Below are 17238 nucleotides of genomic sequence, written 5' to 3' on the forward strand. Positions count from 1 at the left end.
GAAGTCTGGCGGTGCCCGGTGAACGCCCGGTGACGGCGCGCCGCACGGATATACCGGCCTCTCCCGCTTCCGGTCGCACTTGGTGACGCCTGAGCGTCCGGAAGGCGGCACGAACCGCGACCGGAAGCGCCCGCGAGAGGCCGAGCTCAGTCCGTCCGCAGCGGGCGGAGGGTGCGGGCGTAGTCCTCCTTCAGCACTGCGAGGTGCAGCCAGGCCTCGATGCGCGTGACACCCGGCAGCGCCCGCAGGCGCTCGAGGCTCGCATACAGCGCGCCCGCGGAGGGCTCGACCAACGTGGCCACCGCGTCGAACCGGCCGAGCGTCCGCGCGGCGAAGTCCACCCCGCGCCCGCGTCGCAGCTCGTCGATCACGGCCTCGTCGTCGTCGCCGAGCGTCATGCCCACTCCCATCGACAGCTGCCGGTGCGCGAGCCCGCGAGCTTCGACCGCGCTGATCTTGATCACTCCGGCGTCGATCAGTCGCTGCACCCTGGTCGCGACGGCCGAGGGTGAGAGTCGCACCGCGTCGCCCAGTGCGCGGAAGCTCTCGCGGCCGTCGGCCTGGAGGCGCTCGATCAAGGCCTCGTCGATCGTGTCGAGGGTGATGCCGCCGTGATACTCCGAGACGAAGAACCCCTTGATCACGGTCGAGTAGATGATCGTGCTGATGTCGAGCACGCCGTCGATCGCGCGGATCAGGGCGAGCAGATCGTGCAGCTCCGACATCGAGCCCACGCGGACCTCGGTGACCACGTCGTGCGCCCCGCCGACCGCCGACACCAGAACGGTCTCGCTCATGTCGCGCAGGTGCTCTGCGACGTGCTCGACCGTGCCGTCGGTGCGGATCGAGACGTGCGCGAGCACGAGCTGTCCGAGGAAGACCGGATCGACGGCGGCCACGACCCGCACGGTGCGGTCGGCGAGCATGGTGCGCAACCGGGCCGCGACGGCCGCCCTGGACTGCCCGAGCCGCTCGGCGAGCGAGAGGATGCTGGCGCGACCGTCTTCTTGCAGCGCGCGGATGAGTTCGGCGTCGAAATCCATGTTTCCGCTCGATTCGTCAGTTTCCCGCGATCGCACGGTTCGCCGTGCGCATGTTCAGTGTAGGAGGGCGCGCTGCCGTCGGGAAGGCGTGCATTGCGTGGATCTGTGATCAGATCTCCAGTGAATCCCCGTTATCGCTGGAGTTCTGCCCTTGCTGGCAGGGCTGTACCTCCGTAGCATCCTTCGCTATCCGACATCTTCCGCAAAGGAGCGGGCACCCCATGACCTCTACCCCCACCAGTGGCGTCCACAGCCGGGCGCGACGCGCCGGCATCGCCGCCTTCGTCGGTACCACCATCGAGTGGTACGACTTCTACGTCTATGCGACCGCCGCGGCGCTCGTCTTCGGTCCGCTGTTCTTCCCGAGCGGCGACCGGCTCGCCGAGACGGCAGCGGCCTTCGCGACTTTCGCGGTCGCCTTCCTCGTCCGCCCACTCGGCGGCATCATCTTCGGCCACATCGGCGACAAGCTCGGACGCCGGGTGTCGCTCGTCATCACACTGCTGATGATGGGCGCGGCCACGGTGCTCGTCGGCTGCCTGCCGACCTACGAGAACATCGGCATCCTCGCCCCGATCCTCCTGATCCTGCTCCGTGCGGTGCAGGGACTCGCGGTCGGCGGCGAGTGGGGCGGCGCGGTGCTCATGAGCGTCGAGCACGCCCCTGAGAAGTCCAAGACCTTCTACGGCGGCTTCACGCAGCTCGGCAACCCGGCCGGTGCGCTGCTGGCCTCCGGCATCTTCGCGATCATGACCCGCATGGGCGACGACTTCATCATGAACGGCGGATGGCGCATCCCGTTCCTGCTGTCGATCGTGCTGGTCGGCGTCGGCTTCTGGGTGCGTTACCGCGTCGAGGAGTCGCCGGTCTTCGAGGCGAAGATCGAGGGTCGCAAGCAGTCGATGCCGTTGGCCTTCGCGCTGCGTACCAACTGGCGTCCGATCCTGCTCGGCATCGGCATCCTTCCCATCTCGACCGGCGGCTACTACCTGGCCACCACCTTCGCCACGGCGTATGCCACCGGCGACACGGTCGCGATCAGCGAGCAGGTCATCCTCGACGCCATGACGATCGCCTCGTTCGTGGAGTTCGTCGTGACCCTCCCCGTCGCCTGGCTGGGCGACAAGTGGGGGCGCAAGAACGTCATGTACATCGGCTTGGTCACCTCGGTGCTCACGTTCGTGCCGTTCCTGTTGATCCTGCCCGGCCGCATCGAACCGCTCATCTTCCTGTTCGCCTCGCTGGTGCGCATCGCGATGAGTGCGACGTATGCCCCGATCGCCGCCCTGCTCTCGCAGATGTTCCGTCCGCAGGCCCGCTACACCTCGATCGCGCTGTCCTACGGCGTGGGCGCGGCGATCTGGGCCGGGTTCTCGCCCTGGTTCGCGACGCAGCTCATCGCCTGGACCGGCAGTATCTGGTCGGTGATCGCGATGTTCGTCGGGATGGCTGTGATCGCCGGCATCTGCACCCGCCTCGCGCCCCAGCACTCCGACGAGGCCCCCGTCACCGCCTCGTTCACCGCCCGCACCGACACGACCGCGAACAGGCTGCCATGAGAAAGCTCACCCCCTTCGACCGCTCGGCCCAGACGACACCCGTCCTCCTGAGCGCGCACGCGATCCACACGGCGGATGCCGCGGCCAGCACGGCCACGGCGATGCTGACCGACCGCGGGCGGATCCTCGCGATCGGCACCGCAGCCGAGTGCGAGGCGGCGGCCGAGCGGGCAGGTCTGATTCCGGAGCGGATCGACCTCGGTGACGCGGTCGTCGTCCCCGGTTTCGTCGACGCCCACGCGCATCCGCTCATGTTCGGGCAGATGATGAGCTGGGTCGACTGCGGGCCCGAGAAGGCCGGCAGCATCCCCGAGATCGTGGCGCTGCTGAAGGCGGCGGCCGCCGACTTGCCAGAGGGGCGTCCGGTGCGCGGCTATGGCTACGAGCAGCGCAACCTCGCCGAGAAGCGGCACCCCACCCGCTTCGAGCTCGACGAGGTGTCGGCCGACCGCGAGGTGTACCTCATGAACGCGTCGGGCCACGGCGGCGTCGTGAACTCGCACACCCTCGCGGCCGGCGGCGTCGACCGGGACACTCCGAACCCCGAGGGTGGCGAGTTCTTCCGCGACGAGAACGGCGAGCTGACCGGCGAGCTGTCGGATGCCGCGTGCAACATCCTCACCGGCGTGCACGGTGTGAAGATCGGTCACCACGGCCCGAACTTCCACCTCGCCGACGAGCCCGAGGAGCACCTGCGCCAGCTGGACGCCGCGACCCAGCGGTTCCTCGCCGGGGGCGTCACCTCGATCGGCGATGCCCAGGTCACGCGTCGAGAGTTCGACATGTACCTGCGCCTCGCCGAGGCCGGACGCCTCGAGCTGCGCGTGTCGATGTACCTGCTCTCGCACCTGCTCGACGAGGCGCTCGAGATGGGCCTGGTCGGCCAGTTCGGCAACGCGCACCTCAGCTTCGCCGGCATCAAGTTCTATGCCGACGGCACGCTCGGGGGCTGGACCGCGTACTTCCCGGACGGTTACGTGGGCGACCCCTGCCGCACCGGCCAGCTCTACCACGAGCCTGCGGAGTACGCGGGGCTGATCAGCAAGGCTCATGCCGCGGGGCTCCAGACCGCCACGCACGCCCAGTCGCCCACCGCGATCGAGATGGTTGTGTCGGCGATCGAGGCCGCGCTGGCCGAGCATCCGGATGCCGACGCCCGCCACCGCATCGAGCACTGCGGCCTGCCGACGCCCGAGCAGATCGAGCGGATGGCCGCTTCCGGCATCCGTCCGGTCAACCAGACGCAGCACTACTTCAACTGGGGCGAGGGCGTGGAGGAGGCCATCGGCACCCCGGGTGAGCGCTTCAACCCGCTGGGCGAGTTCGAGCGGGCTGGTGTGCCGTTCACGATCTCGTCAGATGCGCCGGTCGCCGAGCCGATCCCGCTCGAAGCCATCCAGACCGCGGTCACCCGCGTCACCCGCCGTGGTCACAAACTCGGGCCCGACGACCTGCGGGTCTCGGCGCTCGCAGCCCTCCGTGCCCACACGATCGAGGGTGCCGTGTCGATCGGACGCGAAGACGACCTGGGTTCGCTCGAAGTCGGCAAGTACGCCGACTTCGCGGTGCTCTCCGGCGACCCGCTGGCTGCTCCCGCCGAGGAGATCTCGGCGATCACTGTGCGCGAGACCTGGGTCGACGGCACGCGCCGCCACCAGGTGTGAGGATGACACGATGAGCAACGACACCACGCCGGCCGAGCAGTATGCCGACACCGCAGGGCGGGCCGTACTGGAGACGATCCGTGCCTATGGTGTGACCGCGATCTTCGGCATCCCCGGCACCCACAACCTCGAGCTCTACCGACCGCTCGCCGACCTCGGCATCCGCGCCGTGACGAACCGTCACGAGCAGGGATCCGGGTACGGCGCCGACGGCTGGGCGCAGCAGACCGGCCTCCCCGGTGTCGTGATCACCACCTCGGGCCCTGGCCTGCAGAACGCCATGAGCGCGATCGGCACGGCGTTCTGCGAGTCGCGGCCGCTCATCGTCCTCTCGCCCGGGGTGCCGCTCGGGGCGGAGTTCGCCGACGTGGGAACGCTGCATGAGACGAAGGATGCGTCGGCCATGGTCGCCGCGATCGCCGAGTGGTCGCGCCGGGTGACCAGTGCTGCCGAAGCGGTCGAGGCCGTGCACGATGCGTTCGACCTCTTCCGCACCGGGCGCCCGCGTCCCGTCCACATCGAGATCCCCCTCGACGTGCTGGAGGCGCCGGCCGACGTCTCCGCCGAGGCGCGGAAGCCGCGTCCGGTCTCCGCGCGGGTCGCCGGTGATCAGGCCGCGCTCGCCGAGGCGGCACGCCTGCTCGCTGCCGCGAAGAACCCGGTGATCGTCGCCGGCGGCGGAGCGGTGGATGCCGCGCACGAGGTCACGACCCTCGCCGAGCGTCTCGGTGCCGCGGTGCTGACGACTCTCAACGGAAAGGGCATCGTCGACGAACGGCATCCGCTCTCGCTCGGTTCGAACCTGCGTCTGGCCGCGGCCCGCGCGGCCGCGGAAGACGCCGATGTGCTGCTCGTGGTCGGCTCGAAGCTCGGCGAGGCCGAGCTCTGGGCGCCGCGACTGGAAGCCCGGGGCTCCGTGATCCGGGTCGACATCTCGCCCGCGCAGCGCGATAAGAACCTCGCGGCGACCGTCGGGATCACGGGTGACGCGGCGGCCGTTCTGGACGCGCTGCTGACCGCCCTCCCCGCCGACGCCCGCCCGGCGCGCGACCTGACCGACGCACGCACCGCGATCGCTGCCGAGATGCGGGAGACCGCACCCGAGACTGTCGCTCTGGCCGAGATCATCGCCGACGCCCTGCCCGAGGATGCGATCGTCGCCGGGGATTCGTCTCAGATCGTCTACATGGCCCTCGGCAGCGTGCTGCAGTCGGCGCATCCGCACTCCCTGCTCTACACCCCGACCTACGCGACCCTCGGCTACGGCCTTCCCGCCGCGATCGGTGCCGCGGTCGCGCAGACCGAGCACCCGGTCGTGACCGTGATCGGCGACGGTGCGCTGATGTTCTGCGTGAACGAGCTGGTGACCGCGGTCGAGCAGCGTCTCGACGTCACGATCGTGTGCGTCGACAACGGCGGCTACGCCGAGATCCGCCAGAACGAGGTCGACCGCGGCATGGTCCCGATCGGCGTCGACCTGGTGCAGCCCGACTGGGCCGCCCTCGCCACGGCTTTCGGGGCGACCGGTCGGCGGGTGGAAAGCCGCGACGACATCGTGTCGAGCATCCGCGCCGCGATCACAGACGGGGGAGTGCAGCTGGTGCACATCCCGCAGCACGCCCTCTGACCTCCACCCACTGACCTCCACCCGCTGACCGCCACCCGCTGAGACCTCCCCTCCCCGACGAACAGGAACGAGCAATGACCGAGAACGTGGGCCCCATCGATGCGTCCGTGAACCCCCGCTACTCCGGCATCGCGACCTTCGCGCGGCTGCCGCGGATCGAAGACGTGCCGCGCGCCGACATCGCCGTCGTCGGCATCCCCTTCGACTCGGGCGTGAGTTACCGGCCGGGCACGCGGTTCGGTCCGTCGCACGTGCGCGAGTCGTCGCGGCTGCTGCGGCCCTACAACCCCGCGCAGGATGTGTCGCCGTTCGCGATCGCGCAGGTGGTGGATGCCGGTGACATCCCGGTCAACCCGTTCGATCTCACCGAGGCCGTGTCCGAAGTCGAGCGGGCGGCACTGGCGCTCGGCGAGCTGGTGCAGCGCATCGTCACGATCGGCGGCGACCACACGGTCGCGCTTCCGCTGCTGCGTGCGGTCGCCGCGAAGCACGGTCCGGTCGCTGTGCTGCACTTCGACGCTCACCTCGACACCTGGGACACCTACTTCGGGGCCCCCATCACGCACGGCACCCCCTTCCGCCGGGCGAGCGAGGAAGGGCTGATCGACCTCACGGCGAGCTGCCACGTCGGCACCCGCGGACCCCTGTACTCGAAGCAGGACCTCGAAGACGACGAGCGCCTGGGCTTCTCGATCGTGTCGAGCGAGTACATCGAGGAGCACGGCGTCGAGGCCGGCATCGCCCGCATCCTGCAGCGCATCGGCGACAAGCCGCTGTACGTCTCGATCGACATCGACGTGCTCGACCCCGCCCACGCGCCCGGCACTGGCACTCCCGAGGCGGGCGGGCTGACGAGCCGCGAGCTGCTGCGGATCCTGCGCGCCCTGAAGTCGCAGAACATCGTCGGGGCGGATGTGGTCGAGGTGTCGCCCGCCTACGACCACGCGCAGATCACGGGCATCGCCGCGAGCCACGTGGTCTACGAGCTCGTGTGCCTGCTGGCGGCGCGCGTCTCCGCCTAGCTCACGCGACCGACCCGTCTGCTCCGGTCGCAGTTCGTGCCGTCCGACGGCCGATCCGGCGGCAGCAACTGCGACCGGAGCGGGCAGGAGCGTGGCGGCAACTGCGACCCGAACTCACGCGGGCGGCCCGGGTCATGCGAATGACGCGGCGAGCAGCTCGGCGAACAGCTCCTCGGCGTCGCACTCGACACGGCGACGGCTGAACCAGTCGCAGATGTTCACGCAGTCGCGGTGCAGCAGATCGAGCCCCTGCGGGTTCGCGATGATGTCGACGATCTGCGGCAGGTCGATCACTCGCACCCGCCCCTCGTGCACGAGCAGGTTGTAGGCGGAGAGGTCGCCGTGGGCGAAGCCGGCTGCCGCGAAGATCCGCATCAGGTCGACCACCTGCGTGTAGTAACCCTGCAGTTCGTCGCGGTCGCCGCGCGCCTGGGCGAGTCGGGGTGCAGCCGTGCCGTCGGCATCGCCGAGGAACTCCATCAGCACCTCGGTGCCGTTCACCTGCACGGGGTAGGGCACCGGCGCCCCGAGCTCCCACATCCGACACAGCGCCTCGAACTCGGCGAACGACCACTGTGCGGCGGCCACCTCGCGGCCGTGGCTCGACTTCTTGGCCAGGGCGCGCGTATCGCGGGTGTTCCGGGTGCTGCGTCCCTCCGTGTAGGTCGACGACCGATGGAAGCTGCGGTGCTCGGCGCTGCGGTAGCGCTTCGCAGCGAGCAGCGTGTGCTGGGCGGGGTCGCCGGGCACCGCGCGTTCGAGCAGGAAGACGTCGGCCTCCTTTCCGGTCTTGAGGATGCCGCGTTCGGTGTCGAGCGCACCGGCGGAGGTCACCACCCACGCCGGCCACGGCTCGGGGCCGCGCTCGGACGGGGTGATCGCGGGCCACGTGGACCAGCGCTGGCCGTCACCGGGGTCGACGTCGGCGAAAGAGAGTTCGGTTTCGAGCGCGTCGAAGGAGGAAGCGTCGAACGAGGACGTGTCGAAGGGCGAGGCGTCGACGGACGAGGTGGGGAAAGACGAGGATGCGTCGAAGGACGCAGCTTCCGAGGAAGCGAAGAGATCAGACAAGATGTGGCTCCGGGAGCAGGAGGCCACACCAGGATCAGGAGCGGGTGGCCTCGAAGGGAAGGTGGTCGGCGGTGAGCGCGACAAAGACGGTGTTCATGTCCTCGGCTCCTTCCGCTCGGGCTTCCCGGGCTCGTCCCGGTGCGTCGTCGAGCCTAGGGCGTGTGCCCGGCGCTTGTCCAGACTCGCGCCCGCTCGCCCGCTCGCAGACCCGCGTCCGCTCGCCCGCTCGAGAGTTCAACCGAGCGACTTCGGCGGCGTGACCCGCACGAGCACGCCGTCAGCTTCGCCGCCCGCGGAGACGACCCACGCCGAGCCGGTCCAGACCGCGTCGTTCACTCCGCACAGGAAGGGCAGCGGATGCTCGGCGCCGTCGATGCTCAGGCGCAGCGCGTCCGTTCGGAAGAACTCGTCGCATGTCGACCGCTTCTCGATCGCCTCTCGAGCCTCGGGAGATCCGCCCACGATCTCGGACGTGGCTCTCGCCCGCGCAGACTCTCCTCCCCACCACAGCGCCGACCCGTCCGGGCGGACGGCCACCTGCGGGAAGTTCGCGGACTGCGCAGTACGTGTGCGCTCGGTCCCGTCGGCGTTCAGCACGACGCGCGCCGATGGGACGGCGAGGTGGATGGCGCCTTCCGCATCGATGTCGAGGCGAACCGGGGGCACATCGGGAAAGGCCTGGGGGGCTTCGCTCAGCTCGATGGGCTCTGCGTGCAGTAACGTCCGGGCGCCGTCCTCCAGATCGATGAGGAGGATCTCGAGCATCAGATAGCCGAGGCGCTCGGGTCGAACGTGGGCGACGATCGCGTCGCCGTCGCGGGTGGCGACGTCGACGTATTGGAAGAGCGGGGAATCGCCGCCCCCGGCTGCGGTGTTCGGCACGTCGTGCATGGTCATCGTCGTGGTGTCGAGAACGGCGATCGCCGGTGCGGTCCCCGCGCGGGCGACGACCAGCTCTTCGGTCGACGACGATGCCATCGCGGTGACCTGCGAGAGGCGGTCGTCGTGCTCTCCGGTGAAGCGGGCGAGTGTCTCGCCGTCTTTCCCCACATGCAGGAAGGACCCGGCGGACTCCGCCCAGAAGCCGCCGGCGCTGTCGGACGCGAGCAGCGTCATGCTGAAGGAGACGTCGGCGAGGGCGTCGGCTCCCGCCCCCACGTCGGTGTTCTGTGCGGTTCCGCCGAGCGGCGCTTCCCCCGGCTGACTGATCACGTGCGTGTCGATCGCAATGGGTTCGAGCATCCAGTCGTCCGGGCCCGGCGGCACGGGCGGCGGCGTGCACCCGGCGAGGAGCGCGGTCGCAGCCGCCAGAGTGAGGAGGGAGGCTCCGGCTCGGCGGGTGAGACGCATGGCCTCAGCCTGGTCGAGCCGACTGGGAGATCCATGAATCGCCTCGGACGAATGGTCGGGTGCCGCGGACGACCGGTCGGGCGACGGCATCCGGATGCTGCGAATGTGGAACCATGACCACGACCGCCCCCGTTCCCACCCTGCCGTCCTCGGCTGCCTCCCGCATCCGCTACGGCGGGTTGATCGTGCTGATGCTGATGGGCTTCCTGCTGGTCACGGCCGAGTTCCTCCCCAACGGCGTGCTCACCGAGATGGCGGACGGGCTCGGTGTCACCCCTGGTCAGGCCGGGCAGACCGTGACCGTGACCGCGCTGGTCGGGCTCGTCGTCGCGCCGACGGTCGGGCTCATCTTCCCTCGCCTCGACAGGCGGTCGCTGCTGGTGTGGATGGCGCTCGCCGCTGCGGTGTCGAACCTCATCGTCGCGATCGCTCCGAACCTGATCATCGTGCTGCTGGCGCGCTTCCTGCTCGGGGCCGCGATCAGCGCGTTCTGGGCGATGTCTATCACGGTCGCCGCGCGGCTCGCGGGCGCCGAGAACCTCGGCCGCGGCGTGATGTTCACCTCCGCCGGCGTCTCTCTGGCGACCGTGGCCGGCGTGCCGTTGGGCGTCATGCTCAGCGAGCTCGTCGACTGGCGGATGGTCTTCGCTCTCGCTGGCGGGCTCATGGTCGTGTTGGCCGTGGTCCTGCGTTTCGCGCTGCCTTCGGTACCGGCCGAGCGGGCGTCGAGCCTGCGACTGCTCGTTGACACACTGCGTCGCCCCGGCATCGGGCTGGGCATGGTCGGGCATGTGCTCGTCGTGCTCGGGCACTTCCTCGCCTACACGTACGTGCGTCTCGCGCTGGAGCGGATCCCCGAGGTCGACGCTTCGACCATCATCGTGCTGCTCGCGCTGTTCGGGGTCGGCGGCCTGCTCGGCAACATCACGATCGGGCTCGTCATCGACCGCACGTTCGCGTTCTTCGCGGTGTTCGCACCGCTCGTGATCGCCGTGTCCGTGATCTCGATGATCCTGTTCTCCGGATCGATCGTGGGCGTGGGCATCGTCGTGCTGGTGTGGGGCTTCTTCTTCTCGTCCTGGCTGATCGTCGCGAACACCTGGGTCGGACACCGCATGCCCGATCGACTCGAAGCCGGCGGCAGCCTCGTTGTCGTCGGGTTCCAGGGCGCCATCACGCTCGCGGCCGGCATCGGCGGCCTGCTCGTCGACACCCTGAACGTCGAGCTCGTCTACGTGATCGGCGCGATATCACTCATCGCCGGCGCGGTGCTCTTCGGCGCATCGAACCGCGTCAGCGGCCGAGTCTGACGCGGGTCCGGCCCAGCCGCGCCGAAGCCGGGGCTGTCGGGCCGGGGCTTGTCAGGCCGGGATCGGGATGCGGTTGGCCATGCGCCAGGAGCTGGGGGTCAAGCCCGTGCGACGACGGAAGGCACGGCTGAATCCCTCGTCCGAGGCGTAGCCCAGCTCGCGGGAGACCGCCGACACGCTACTTCCGGCGTCGAGCATCCGCTTCGCTGCATCCACGCGCACCTCGGTGACGTAGTCGGCGGGGGAGCGGCCGACGACGCTGCGGAACCTCTCGGCGAAGGTCGACCGTGACATGGCGCCGATGGCTGCGAGGCGCTCGACCGTCCAGTCCCGGCCCGGTTCCTCGTGGATGGCGTCGACGACGCGGTCGAGGAACGGGTCGTTCGACAGCGAAGGCCAGCCCGTCGGTGCGCAGCCGTTCGCCGCCCAGGCGCGGATGACCGAGAGCAGCACGGTCGTCGCCATCATGCGGCAGATGATCGGGTCGCCTTGGCGTGCGGGCATCACCGTGTGATCGATCGCACCCATGTTCAGCGCGAGTGCCGCCGCGGCCGGCTCCACGGCGTCGAATCCGGTGACGGTGAGGAAGGGCGGCAGCAGTGCGGGCAGCGGTGACGTCGCATCGGCGAGCTCGATGTCGGCGACCATGAGGCTCGTGTCGTCCTTAGCCTCGAGGATGAACGGCGAACGGCCGAGCGTCAGGAACGCGTCGCCCGCGACGAGCAGGTCGCGGCGGGCCTTGGGGGCGAGGGCGACACTCCGCGAGCCCGTCTCGGCGTCGAGGCGGCAGCCCTCACCGAGCGGCGGGTGCCCCTGCACGCCACCCTCGACGACGTAGACGAGGGTGATCGCGCCGGCGGGAACCGGAAGCATCGCACCGGCCGCGAGAGAGGTGCGCCGACCGATGCCGACGCGGAGGTCGACGGCGCCGAGCACGTTCGAGAGCGCGTCCGCATCCACTGTCACCGCATCCACTGTCACCATGCCTTCGGCAACGTCGCTGCGCGGTCTGCTATTCCGCAGTCGGACTCTTCGACCCATGAAAGGGTTCGTATCGTCCTTGCGGACTCAATCATTAGGTTGATTCGACGGGGGTGACCGCCGGATACGGTGGAAGGACCCCACCCGAGGAGTACCGTGTTCCGCACCCCCGACCGTCTGTTCCGAGTTCTCGCGATCGCGGAGGCGATCACCTGGACGATCCTGATCGCCGCGATCATCGCCCGCGCCGTCGGCGCCCCGGGGGTCGTGGTGACCGTGGGCGGCGGCATCCATGGGTTCGTCTTCCTGTCCTATGCGGCGACCGCGATCCTGGTCGCGCTGAATCAGCGCTGGCACCCCGGTGTCGGTGTTCTCGCCGTCGCCAGCGCCGTCATCCCCTACGCGACGATCCCCACCGAGATCTGGCTGCATCGCACCGGTCGGCTCGAGGGAGACTGGCGCCTCGACGCCACAGACGACCCGCGCGATCGCCGCTGGTACGACCGACTGATGCGGTGGTTCCTGCGCCGCCCGTGGGTTCTCGCCGCACTGCTGGCGGTCGGCATCGTCGCGCTGTACGTCATCCTGCTGCTGGTGGGTCCTCCCGGCGGCAAGTGATCCTGCGCGACATCAGCGCGTGACGTCAGCGCGTGACGTCAGGGTTTGACGTCAGGGTGTGACGACGACTGCGTTCTCCTCGTTGATCGCGGCCATCGTCGCCTCCGCGTCAGCGGCGGTGCAGTCCACGACCACATACAGGCCGACCCCGGTCTGCGTGAATGCGCGCGCTGCCATCAGCCACGTGCGGCTGCCGTCCACGCCGACGACCTGCCGCGTCTCGACGCCGCCGTTGCCGCCTGCGAGGTAACTGAACTCGCCCGTGGTCGCGAGAGGTGTGACCTCTTCGGTCGGGATCTGCAGCAGCACGCCAAGGATCGCGTCGGATGATGCGCTGTCGTCTCCTGCGACCACGGGCACGTCGGTCGTGTGCCCCTGCCAGAACCGCGCAGTGCAGGTGTCGTCGACCGTGCCGTACGTCCATCCGCCGTTGCCGTCGTCCGGCGAGACCATCTTCCATCCTTCGTCGACCACGAGCCCGTCGCCCCATTCGATGTAGGTGTCGCTCGCGAGATCGAGCCCTTCTGCGAAGGTCAGGGTCGAACCCGGCGACTCGTCGATCGGCGTGTCGGTCTCCGCGTTCGTCGAGGGGGTGCCGGAGGGCGAACCCGCGGGGATCTGCGCATACAGGCATCCGCTCAGCGACAACACGGCCAGGGCGGCGATCGCGGCACTGGCCAGGCGTAGGGGAACCGAGGAGGTGCGCGTCATGCCGGTCAGCCTAGCCCCGGCCCGTCGTCGCTTCGATCCCTCTTTGCCTACGGCTCAGTGCGCGGTGGCGATGCCGATCGAGTCGTGCACGATGACCGCCGCGACGCGGGCACCGGCTCCCGCAGCGACGATGAGCTGCTGCGGACCGGGGGCCGCCGCGTCGCCAGCGGCATAGAGCCCGGGGACATCGGTGCGGCCTGAGCGGTCGGTGCGCAGGTGCCCGGCATCGTCCAGGGTAGGGGCGATTCCGTCGAGGAATGACAGCGTGCTCTCCCATTCCGGGCGCACGAAACCGCCGTCGACGGTGACCGTCGTGCCGTCGGCGAGACGGATGGCATCGATGCGGCCGCGGTCGCCCACGAGGTCGACGATCGGATGCCGGCGGACTGCGATCCCGGCGGCGGCGAGCTCCGCCTCCTCGGTGGCGGTCACGACCTCGGCACCGTGCGTGAACACCGTGAGGCTCTCAGTCCAGCGTCCGATGAGCCGTGCGCGATCGGCGAGGTCCGTGGTCTCTCCGATGAGCGCGAGGTTGCGGCCCTGCAGCTCCCAGGCGTCGCAGACGGCGCAGCTGAACACGCTCATGCCGTAGTAGCCGCGCAGGTTCGGGACATCGGGGAGTGTCTCGCGCAGCCCGGTCGCCAGCAGCACCGCCCGTGCGGTCACTGTCGTCTCCGCCTCCCGTCGCCCGATGTCCGCTGCGAACCCGTCGCCGCTCGCGCGGACTGCGAGGACCCGGGTGCGTGAGCGCACCTCGACGTTCGGGTAGGCCGCCAGCTCTTCCCTGGCGAGGCGGCGCAGCTCCTGAGGCGGGATGCCGTCGCGGGTCAGGAACCCGTGCGACCGCAGTGTGGCCGCGTTGCGCGGACGATCGGCATCGATCACGAGCACACGTGCGAGTGCACGGCCGAGGTTGAGGGCTGCCGAGAGGCCTGCAGGGCCTCCGCCCACGATGAGCACGTCGTAGTCCGCACGCTCACTCAGGCCTGTCGCCGGCGATGTCATCCGCATGGTCCTTCCGAGAAAGGGGCGGATCCATGCCGCGGCGTCTGCCGAGGCGACACCGCCGGGCGGCCGGTAAGGCTCGCCTTACTCTCATCCTGCCACTGTTCGACGGATCGCGACCCGCGTCGTGGTCGATGACGGCCACGACGCGGGTCCGATCCCCTCACACGCGTGTCACGGGCTGCTGCAGTTCGGTGACCCAGTCGGACTGGTCTTCGGAGACCGCGCGCACGTAGAGCTCTCGGCAAGGGCCGTCGTGCACCAGGCCGCGGGCGAAGACCTCGGCGTGGATCGCCTGCCAGCTCTCGGAGATGTGTGCCATCGAACCCAGATGGATGCCGCACACGGCGTCCTCGACGGCGGGGAGCTCGATGATCTCGAACCCGTCACGCGCCGGCCCGGCGTATGCGTAGCCGACGATGATCTGCAGGCCGTCGTCGAGCGTCTCGTACTCGGCGATCGGGGTGGTCAGTGAGTGCGTGTCGCCGATGATCTCCGCCACGGCGTCGAATGCGGGGCCGACGACGCCAGCGACCGCCGGCTGGTCGGCCACGACCAGGCGGATGGCGGCGAGGCGGACGGCGGGGAGGGGCTTCTCGATGATCTCGATCTGGGACATGTGCTTCTCTTTCTCGATGAGGTGGAGCCGCCTCTCCACGTCGACGAGTCTCGCTGCGGCGATCCGGTGCTCCTGCTCGACCTCTGCGCGGCGGATCCGCAGCAGCGAGGCGATGCGCTCGGCATCGACTCCGCGGTCGAGGATCGCCGAGATGTCGTCGAGCCCGAACCCGAGCTGGCGCAGGGCGACGATCCGATGCAGTCGTTCCAGCTGCGAGGGGTCGTAGGAGCGGTAGCCGCTGAACTCGTCCACGTGGGCGGGTACGAGCAGGCCCGCGGTGTCCCAATGCCGAAGCATTCGGTGAGTCACCTGGCCGATCTGCGCGAACGCTCCGATGGACAACATGTCTCAGTTCTCCCGTCTGCCACTGTGTCAGAGTCAAGTATCGCGGTGGGGCGGGCCGGATTCTCGGCGTGCTGACGTCGGCGAGCTAACGTCGATGGATGGACGAAGAGGTGCTGGCCGGCGGGAACGCGAGCGGAACCGTGGTGCGCATCGGCGACACGGTGCGCAAGCCATGGTCAGACGCCACCCCGAGTGTCAGCCGTTTCGTGTGTGCTCTGCGCGCCGAGGGGGTGGATGCGCCGGAGCTGCGGGGGCGGGACGACGAGGGGCGGCAGGTCCTCGAGTTCGTGCCGGGGTCCCTGGCGATCGCGGAGCCTCCGCTGACGGCGGCCGATCTGCGACGGGTCGGATCGATGATCCGCGGGATCCACGACGCGAGTGCTCGGTATGTGCCGGAGGCCGGTGCCGTATGGCGCACCGCGATGCCGGCGCCCGGCGCCGAACTCGTTTGCCACAACGACCTCGCGCCCTGGAACCTCGTCATCGGCGACCGTTGGGTCTTCATCGACTGGGACGCCGCCGCCCCGAGCACCCGTCTCTGGGATCTCGCCTACGCGGCACAGGCGTTCACCCTGTCGGACGATGGACGCGATCCGGAGCGCGCGGCGGACGATCTCGCGGCGCTCGCCGACGGATACGGGGCGGACGGCGTCATGCGCCGCGACCTGCCTCGAGCCATGGAAGAGCGGACGGCGGCGATGCTCGCGCTGCTCGAGGGGGCGCGCGCGACCGGCGAGGAGCCGTGGGCGTCGATGCACGCGACCGGCCATGGCGACCACTGGGCGAAGGCGCTGCGATACGTGAGAGAGCACCGTGCGGTCTGGGGTCGGACGCTCGGTGGGACCTGAATTCAGCTCGTCCGCGGGGTGTTGCGTGTGGCATGTCGTTGATGATCCGTGCCGTATCCCGGTATTTCGTTTTCGGCCTCTGATCTGGGCCTTTGAATGTCGGTGGCCCCTGGTTCACTGAAGGTATGACGGCACTGGCAGATGCGACTCTCGAGCAGGTAGGGGCGCTCGGCGCGCTCACCGAGATGCTCGTCGGGGTCGAACGCTCGATCAGCAGCCTCCAGGCCGCGCGCGACGGCATCCTGGCTGTGGGGTCGCGGCTCGCACTCGAGGTGGCCGAGCAGGCAGAGCATCCTGATCACGGCGAGATGTCGGCGCGCACCGTGGCCGCGGAGTTCGCCGCCGCGCTGCGCGTGAGCGACCGGACGGTGCAGCGCCGGATGGCGGATGCGGCGTGGGTCGTGGAGCGCTTCCCGCTGGTCTGGGAAGCGCAGGGCGCCGGTCGTATCAGCGCCGCTCGCGCCCGAGTCGTCTGCGAGGCAGGTGAACACCTCGAAGATGCGGCGAGCCGCGATGCCTACGCGACGCAGATGATCGCTTTCGCCGAGACCGAGTCTCCGGCCCGCGTCGGCCGGATGGCTCGGCGCGTGGCCGAGCGGTTCCAGGCGCGGTCGATCCATGCGCGGCACCTCGACGCTCGGGAGAAGAGAGCCGTGTGGGTGAAAGACGTCGGCGACGGCATGACGCAGCTCGGACTGCTCGGTCCGTCGGCGCTCGTCCACGGTGCCTTCGAGCGGCTGACACAGATCGCCAAGGCGGCGCAGGTGCCCGAATTCCTGCCGGGCCGAGAATCCGTGCAGGAGCAGTCTGGTGCTGGTGGGCATGCCGATGCCCCCGATCAGCGCACGATCGCGCAGCTGCGCACAGACCTCGCTCTCGATCTGCTCCTCACCGGTGCTCCGGCTGGACACGACACATCAGAGGGGCTCCTCGCAGCGATTCGCGGATCAGTGTCGATCACCGTTCCCGTCACGACGCTCATGGGAGACGACACGACGCCGGCCGAACTGAATGGCCGCATCCCGATCGACCCCGCGACCGCCCGCAGGTTCGCCGGTGCGGCGTCCGGATGGGACCGGATCCTCACTCACCCCATCACCGGTGCACTTCTCGCGGTCGACCGTTATCGTCCTGGTTCGGATCTGAAGCGGCACCTGAGCGCCAGAGATCAGCGCTGCCGATTCCCCACCTGCGGGTATGCGTCCATCGGCTGCGACGTCGATCATCATCACGATGCCGCTCTCGGGGGAGCCACCAGCGAATCGAACCTCGGGCACCTGTGTCGACGCCATCACATGCTCAAGCATCACTCGCCGTGGGCGGTCGAATCTCTGGGTGGTGGCGTCTACGCCTGGACGAGCCCGACCGGCAAGATCTACATCGACCGGCCGCCGCCCCAGAACACCGTCACCTTCACCGAAGACCACGCGGCCCCACCGTTCTGAGCCGCAGTGATGCCCTGCGG

15 protein-coding genes are annotated in these 17238 nt (G+C 69.5%); 8 read left to right on the forward strand and 7 right to left on the reverse strand.

Going from position 1 to position 17238, the window contains the following annotated elements:
* Positions 1-146: 146 nt before the first annotated feature.
* Positions 147-1043 (reverse strand): Lrp/AsnC family transcriptional regulator, encoded by an 897-nt coding sequence (locus tag ACIQTX_RS03250; protein ID WP_105525964.1) that lies wholly within the window; start codon positions 1041-1043, stop codon positions 147-149.
* 221 nt (positions 1044-1264) lie between these two features.
* On the opposite strand from ACIQTX_RS03250, the gene ACIQTX_RS03255 reads away from it, so the two are divergent.
* The 4 genes from ACIQTX_RS03255 (at position 1265) to speB (ending at position 6915) form a co-directional block, all read left to right on the forward strand.
* On the forward strand, positions 1265-2602 hold the full coding sequence (locus ACIQTX_RS03255) for an MFS transporter (protein ID WP_105525963.1): 1338 nt from the start codon (positions 1265-1267) through the stop codon (positions 2600-2602).
* The gene (locus ACIQTX_RS03260; RefSeq protein WP_402968810.1) at positions 2599-4266 is read left to right on the forward strand and encodes an amidohydrolase; all 1668 of its coding nucleotides are present in this window, start codon (positions 2599-2601) and stop codon (positions 4264-4266) included. The genes ACIQTX_RS03255 and ACIQTX_RS03260 overlap by 4 nt, the downstream gene beginning before the upstream one ends.
* Positions 4267-4276: 10 nt before the next feature.
* A complete protein-coding gene (locus ACIQTX_RS03265) occupies positions 4277-5893 on the forward strand; it encodes a thiamine pyrophosphate-binding protein (RefSeq protein WP_402968813.1) in 1617 nt (538 codons plus the stop codon).
* Between the two features lie 74 nt (positions 5894-5967).
* Positions 5968-6915 carry an agmatinase gene (speB, locus tag ACIQTX_RS03270; RefSeq protein WP_402968816.1) on the forward strand — a complete coding sequence of 316 codons (948 nt, stop codon included), beginning with the start codon at positions 5968-5970 and terminating at the stop codon, positions 6913-6915.
* A gap of 132 nt (positions 6916-7047) precedes the next feature.
* Here speB and ACIQTX_RS03275 read toward each other — a convergent pair whose 3' ends face one another.
* Together ACIQTX_RS03275 and ACIQTX_RS03280 are read right to left on the reverse strand one after the other, a co-directional pair.
* Positions 7048-7986, reverse strand: a complete 939-nt coding sequence (locus tag ACIQTX_RS03275; protein WP_402968819.1) for a serine protein kinase RIO — start codon at positions 7984-7986, stop codon at positions 7048-7050.
* Positions 7987-8220: 234 nt separating this feature from the next.
* The gene (locus ACIQTX_RS03280; protein WP_402968822.1) at positions 8221-9336 is read right to left on the reverse strand and encodes a hypothetical protein; all 1116 of its coding nucleotides are present in this window, start codon (positions 9334-9336) and stop codon (positions 8221-8223) included.
* A 113-nt stretch (positions 9337-9449) separates the two neighbouring features.
* Here ACIQTX_RS03280 and ACIQTX_RS03285 point away from each other — a divergent pair, with 113 nt between their 5' ends.
* On the forward strand, positions 9450-10646 hold the full coding sequence (locus tag ACIQTX_RS03285) for an MFS transporter (protein WP_402968825.1): 1197 nt from the start codon (positions 9450-9452) through the stop codon (positions 10644-10646).
* 51 nt (positions 10647-10697) lie between these two features.
* On the opposite strand, the gene ACIQTX_RS03290 is transcribed toward ACIQTX_RS03285, so the two are convergent.
* Positions 10698-11612 carry a helix-turn-helix domain-containing protein gene (locus ACIQTX_RS03290; RefSeq protein ID WP_402968828.1) on the reverse strand — a complete coding sequence of 305 codons (915 nt, stop codon included), beginning with the start codon at positions 11610-11612 and terminating at the stop codon, positions 10698-10700.
* A 171-nt stretch (positions 11613-11783) separates the two neighbouring features.
* On the opposite strand from ACIQTX_RS03290, the gene ACIQTX_RS03295 reads away from it, so the two are divergent.
* On the forward strand, positions 11784-12245 hold the full coding sequence (locus ACIQTX_RS03295) for a DUF3817 domain-containing protein (protein WP_402968831.1): 462 nt from the start codon (positions 11784-11786) through the stop codon (positions 12243-12245).
* Between the two features lie 51 nt (positions 12246-12296).
* On the opposite strand, the gene ACIQTX_RS03300 is transcribed toward ACIQTX_RS03295, so the two are convergent.
* From ACIQTX_RS03300 to ACIQTX_RS03310, 3 genes are all read right to left on the reverse strand, one after another.
* Positions 12297-12956, reverse strand: coding sequence for a hypothetical protein (locus ACIQTX_RS03300; protein ID WP_402968834.1), 660 nt, complete (start codon positions 12954-12956; stop codon positions 12297-12299).
* A 54-nt stretch (positions 12957-13010) separates the two neighbouring features.
* A complete protein-coding gene (locus ACIQTX_RS03305) occupies positions 13011-13961 on the reverse strand; it encodes an NAD(P)/FAD-dependent oxidoreductase (RefSeq protein WP_402968837.1) in 951 nt (316 codons plus the stop codon).
* A gap of 163 nt (positions 13962-14124) precedes the next feature.
* Positions 14125-14925, reverse strand: a complete 801-nt coding sequence (locus tag ACIQTX_RS03310; RefSeq protein ID WP_028500935.1) for a MerR family transcriptional regulator — start codon at positions 14923-14925, stop codon at positions 14125-14127.
* Between the two features lie 98 nt (positions 14926-15023).
* On the opposite strand from ACIQTX_RS03310, the gene ACIQTX_RS03315 reads away from it, so the two are divergent.
* Both ACIQTX_RS03315 and ACIQTX_RS03320 read left to right on the forward strand, forming a co-directional pair.
* Positions 15024-15773 (forward strand): phosphotransferase, encoded by a 750-nt coding sequence (locus tag ACIQTX_RS03315; RefSeq protein ID WP_402968839.1) that lies wholly within the window; start codon positions 15024-15026, stop codon positions 15771-15773.
* Between the two features lie 125 nt (positions 15774-15898).
* Entirely contained in the window at positions 15899-17218 is a 1320-nt protein-coding gene (locus ACIQTX_RS03320; protein WP_402968842.1) for a DUF222 domain-containing protein, read from the forward strand.
* Positions 17219-17238 lie beyond the last annotated feature (20 nt).

Origin of the sequence: Microbacterium sp. NPDC090281 (genome assembly GCF_044769635.1) — a bacterium.
GTDB lineage: Bacteria > Actinomycetota > Actinomycetes > Actinomycetales > Microbacteriaceae > Microbacterium.

What these genes read in the sequence shown, in the direction of transcription:
- ACIQTX_RS03250 (WP_105525964.1), bottom strand. Translation starts at nt 1,043, where the DNA reads ATGGATTTCGACGCCGAACTCATCCGCGCGCTGCAAGAAGACGGTCGC.
- ACIQTX_RS03255 (WP_105525963.1), top strand. Translation starts at nt 1,265, where the DNA reads ATGACCTCTACCCCCACCAGTGGCGTCCACAGCCGGGCGCGACGCGCC.
- ACIQTX_RS03260 (WP_402968810.1), top strand. Translation starts at nt 2,599, where the DNA reads ATGAGAAAGCTCACCCCCTTCGACCGCTCGGCCCAGACGACACCCGTC.
- ACIQTX_RS03265 (WP_402968813.1), top strand. Translation starts at nt 4,277, where the DNA reads ATGAGCAACGACACCACGCCGGCCGAGCAGTATGCCGACACCGCAGGG.
- speB (WP_402968816.1), top strand. Translation starts at nt 5,968, where the DNA reads ATGACCGAGAACGTGGGCCCCATCGATGCGTCCGTGAACCCCCGCTAC.
- ACIQTX_RS03280 (WP_402968822.1), bottom strand. Translation starts at nt 9,336, where the DNA reads ATGCGTCTCACCCGCCGAGCCGGAGCCTCCCTCCTCACTCTGGCGGCT.
- ACIQTX_RS03285 (WP_402968825.1), top strand. Translation starts at nt 9,450, where the DNA reads ATGACCACGACCGCCCCCGTTCCCACCCTGCCGTCCTCGGCTGCCTCC.
- ACIQTX_RS03300 (WP_402968834.1), bottom strand. Translation starts at nt 12,956, where the DNA reads ATGACGCGCACCTCCTCGGTTCCCCTACGCCTGGCCAGTGCCGCGATC.
- ACIQTX_RS03305 (WP_402968837.1), bottom strand. Translation starts at nt 13,961, where the DNA reads ATGACATCGCCGGCGACAGGCCTGAGTGAGCGTGCGGACTACGACGTG.
- ACIQTX_RS03310 (WP_028500935.1), bottom strand. Translation starts at nt 14,925, where the DNA reads ATGTTGTCCATCGGAGCGTTCGCGCAGATCGGCCAGGTGACTCACCGA.
- ACIQTX_RS03315 (WP_402968839.1), top strand. Translation starts at nt 15,024, where the DNA reads ATGGACGAAGAGGTGCTGGCCGGCGGGAACGCGAGCGGAACCGTGGTG.
- ACIQTX_RS03320 (WP_402968842.1), top strand. Translation starts at nt 15,899, where the DNA reads ATGACGGCACTGGCAGATGCGACTCTCGAGCAGGTAGGGGCGCTCGGC.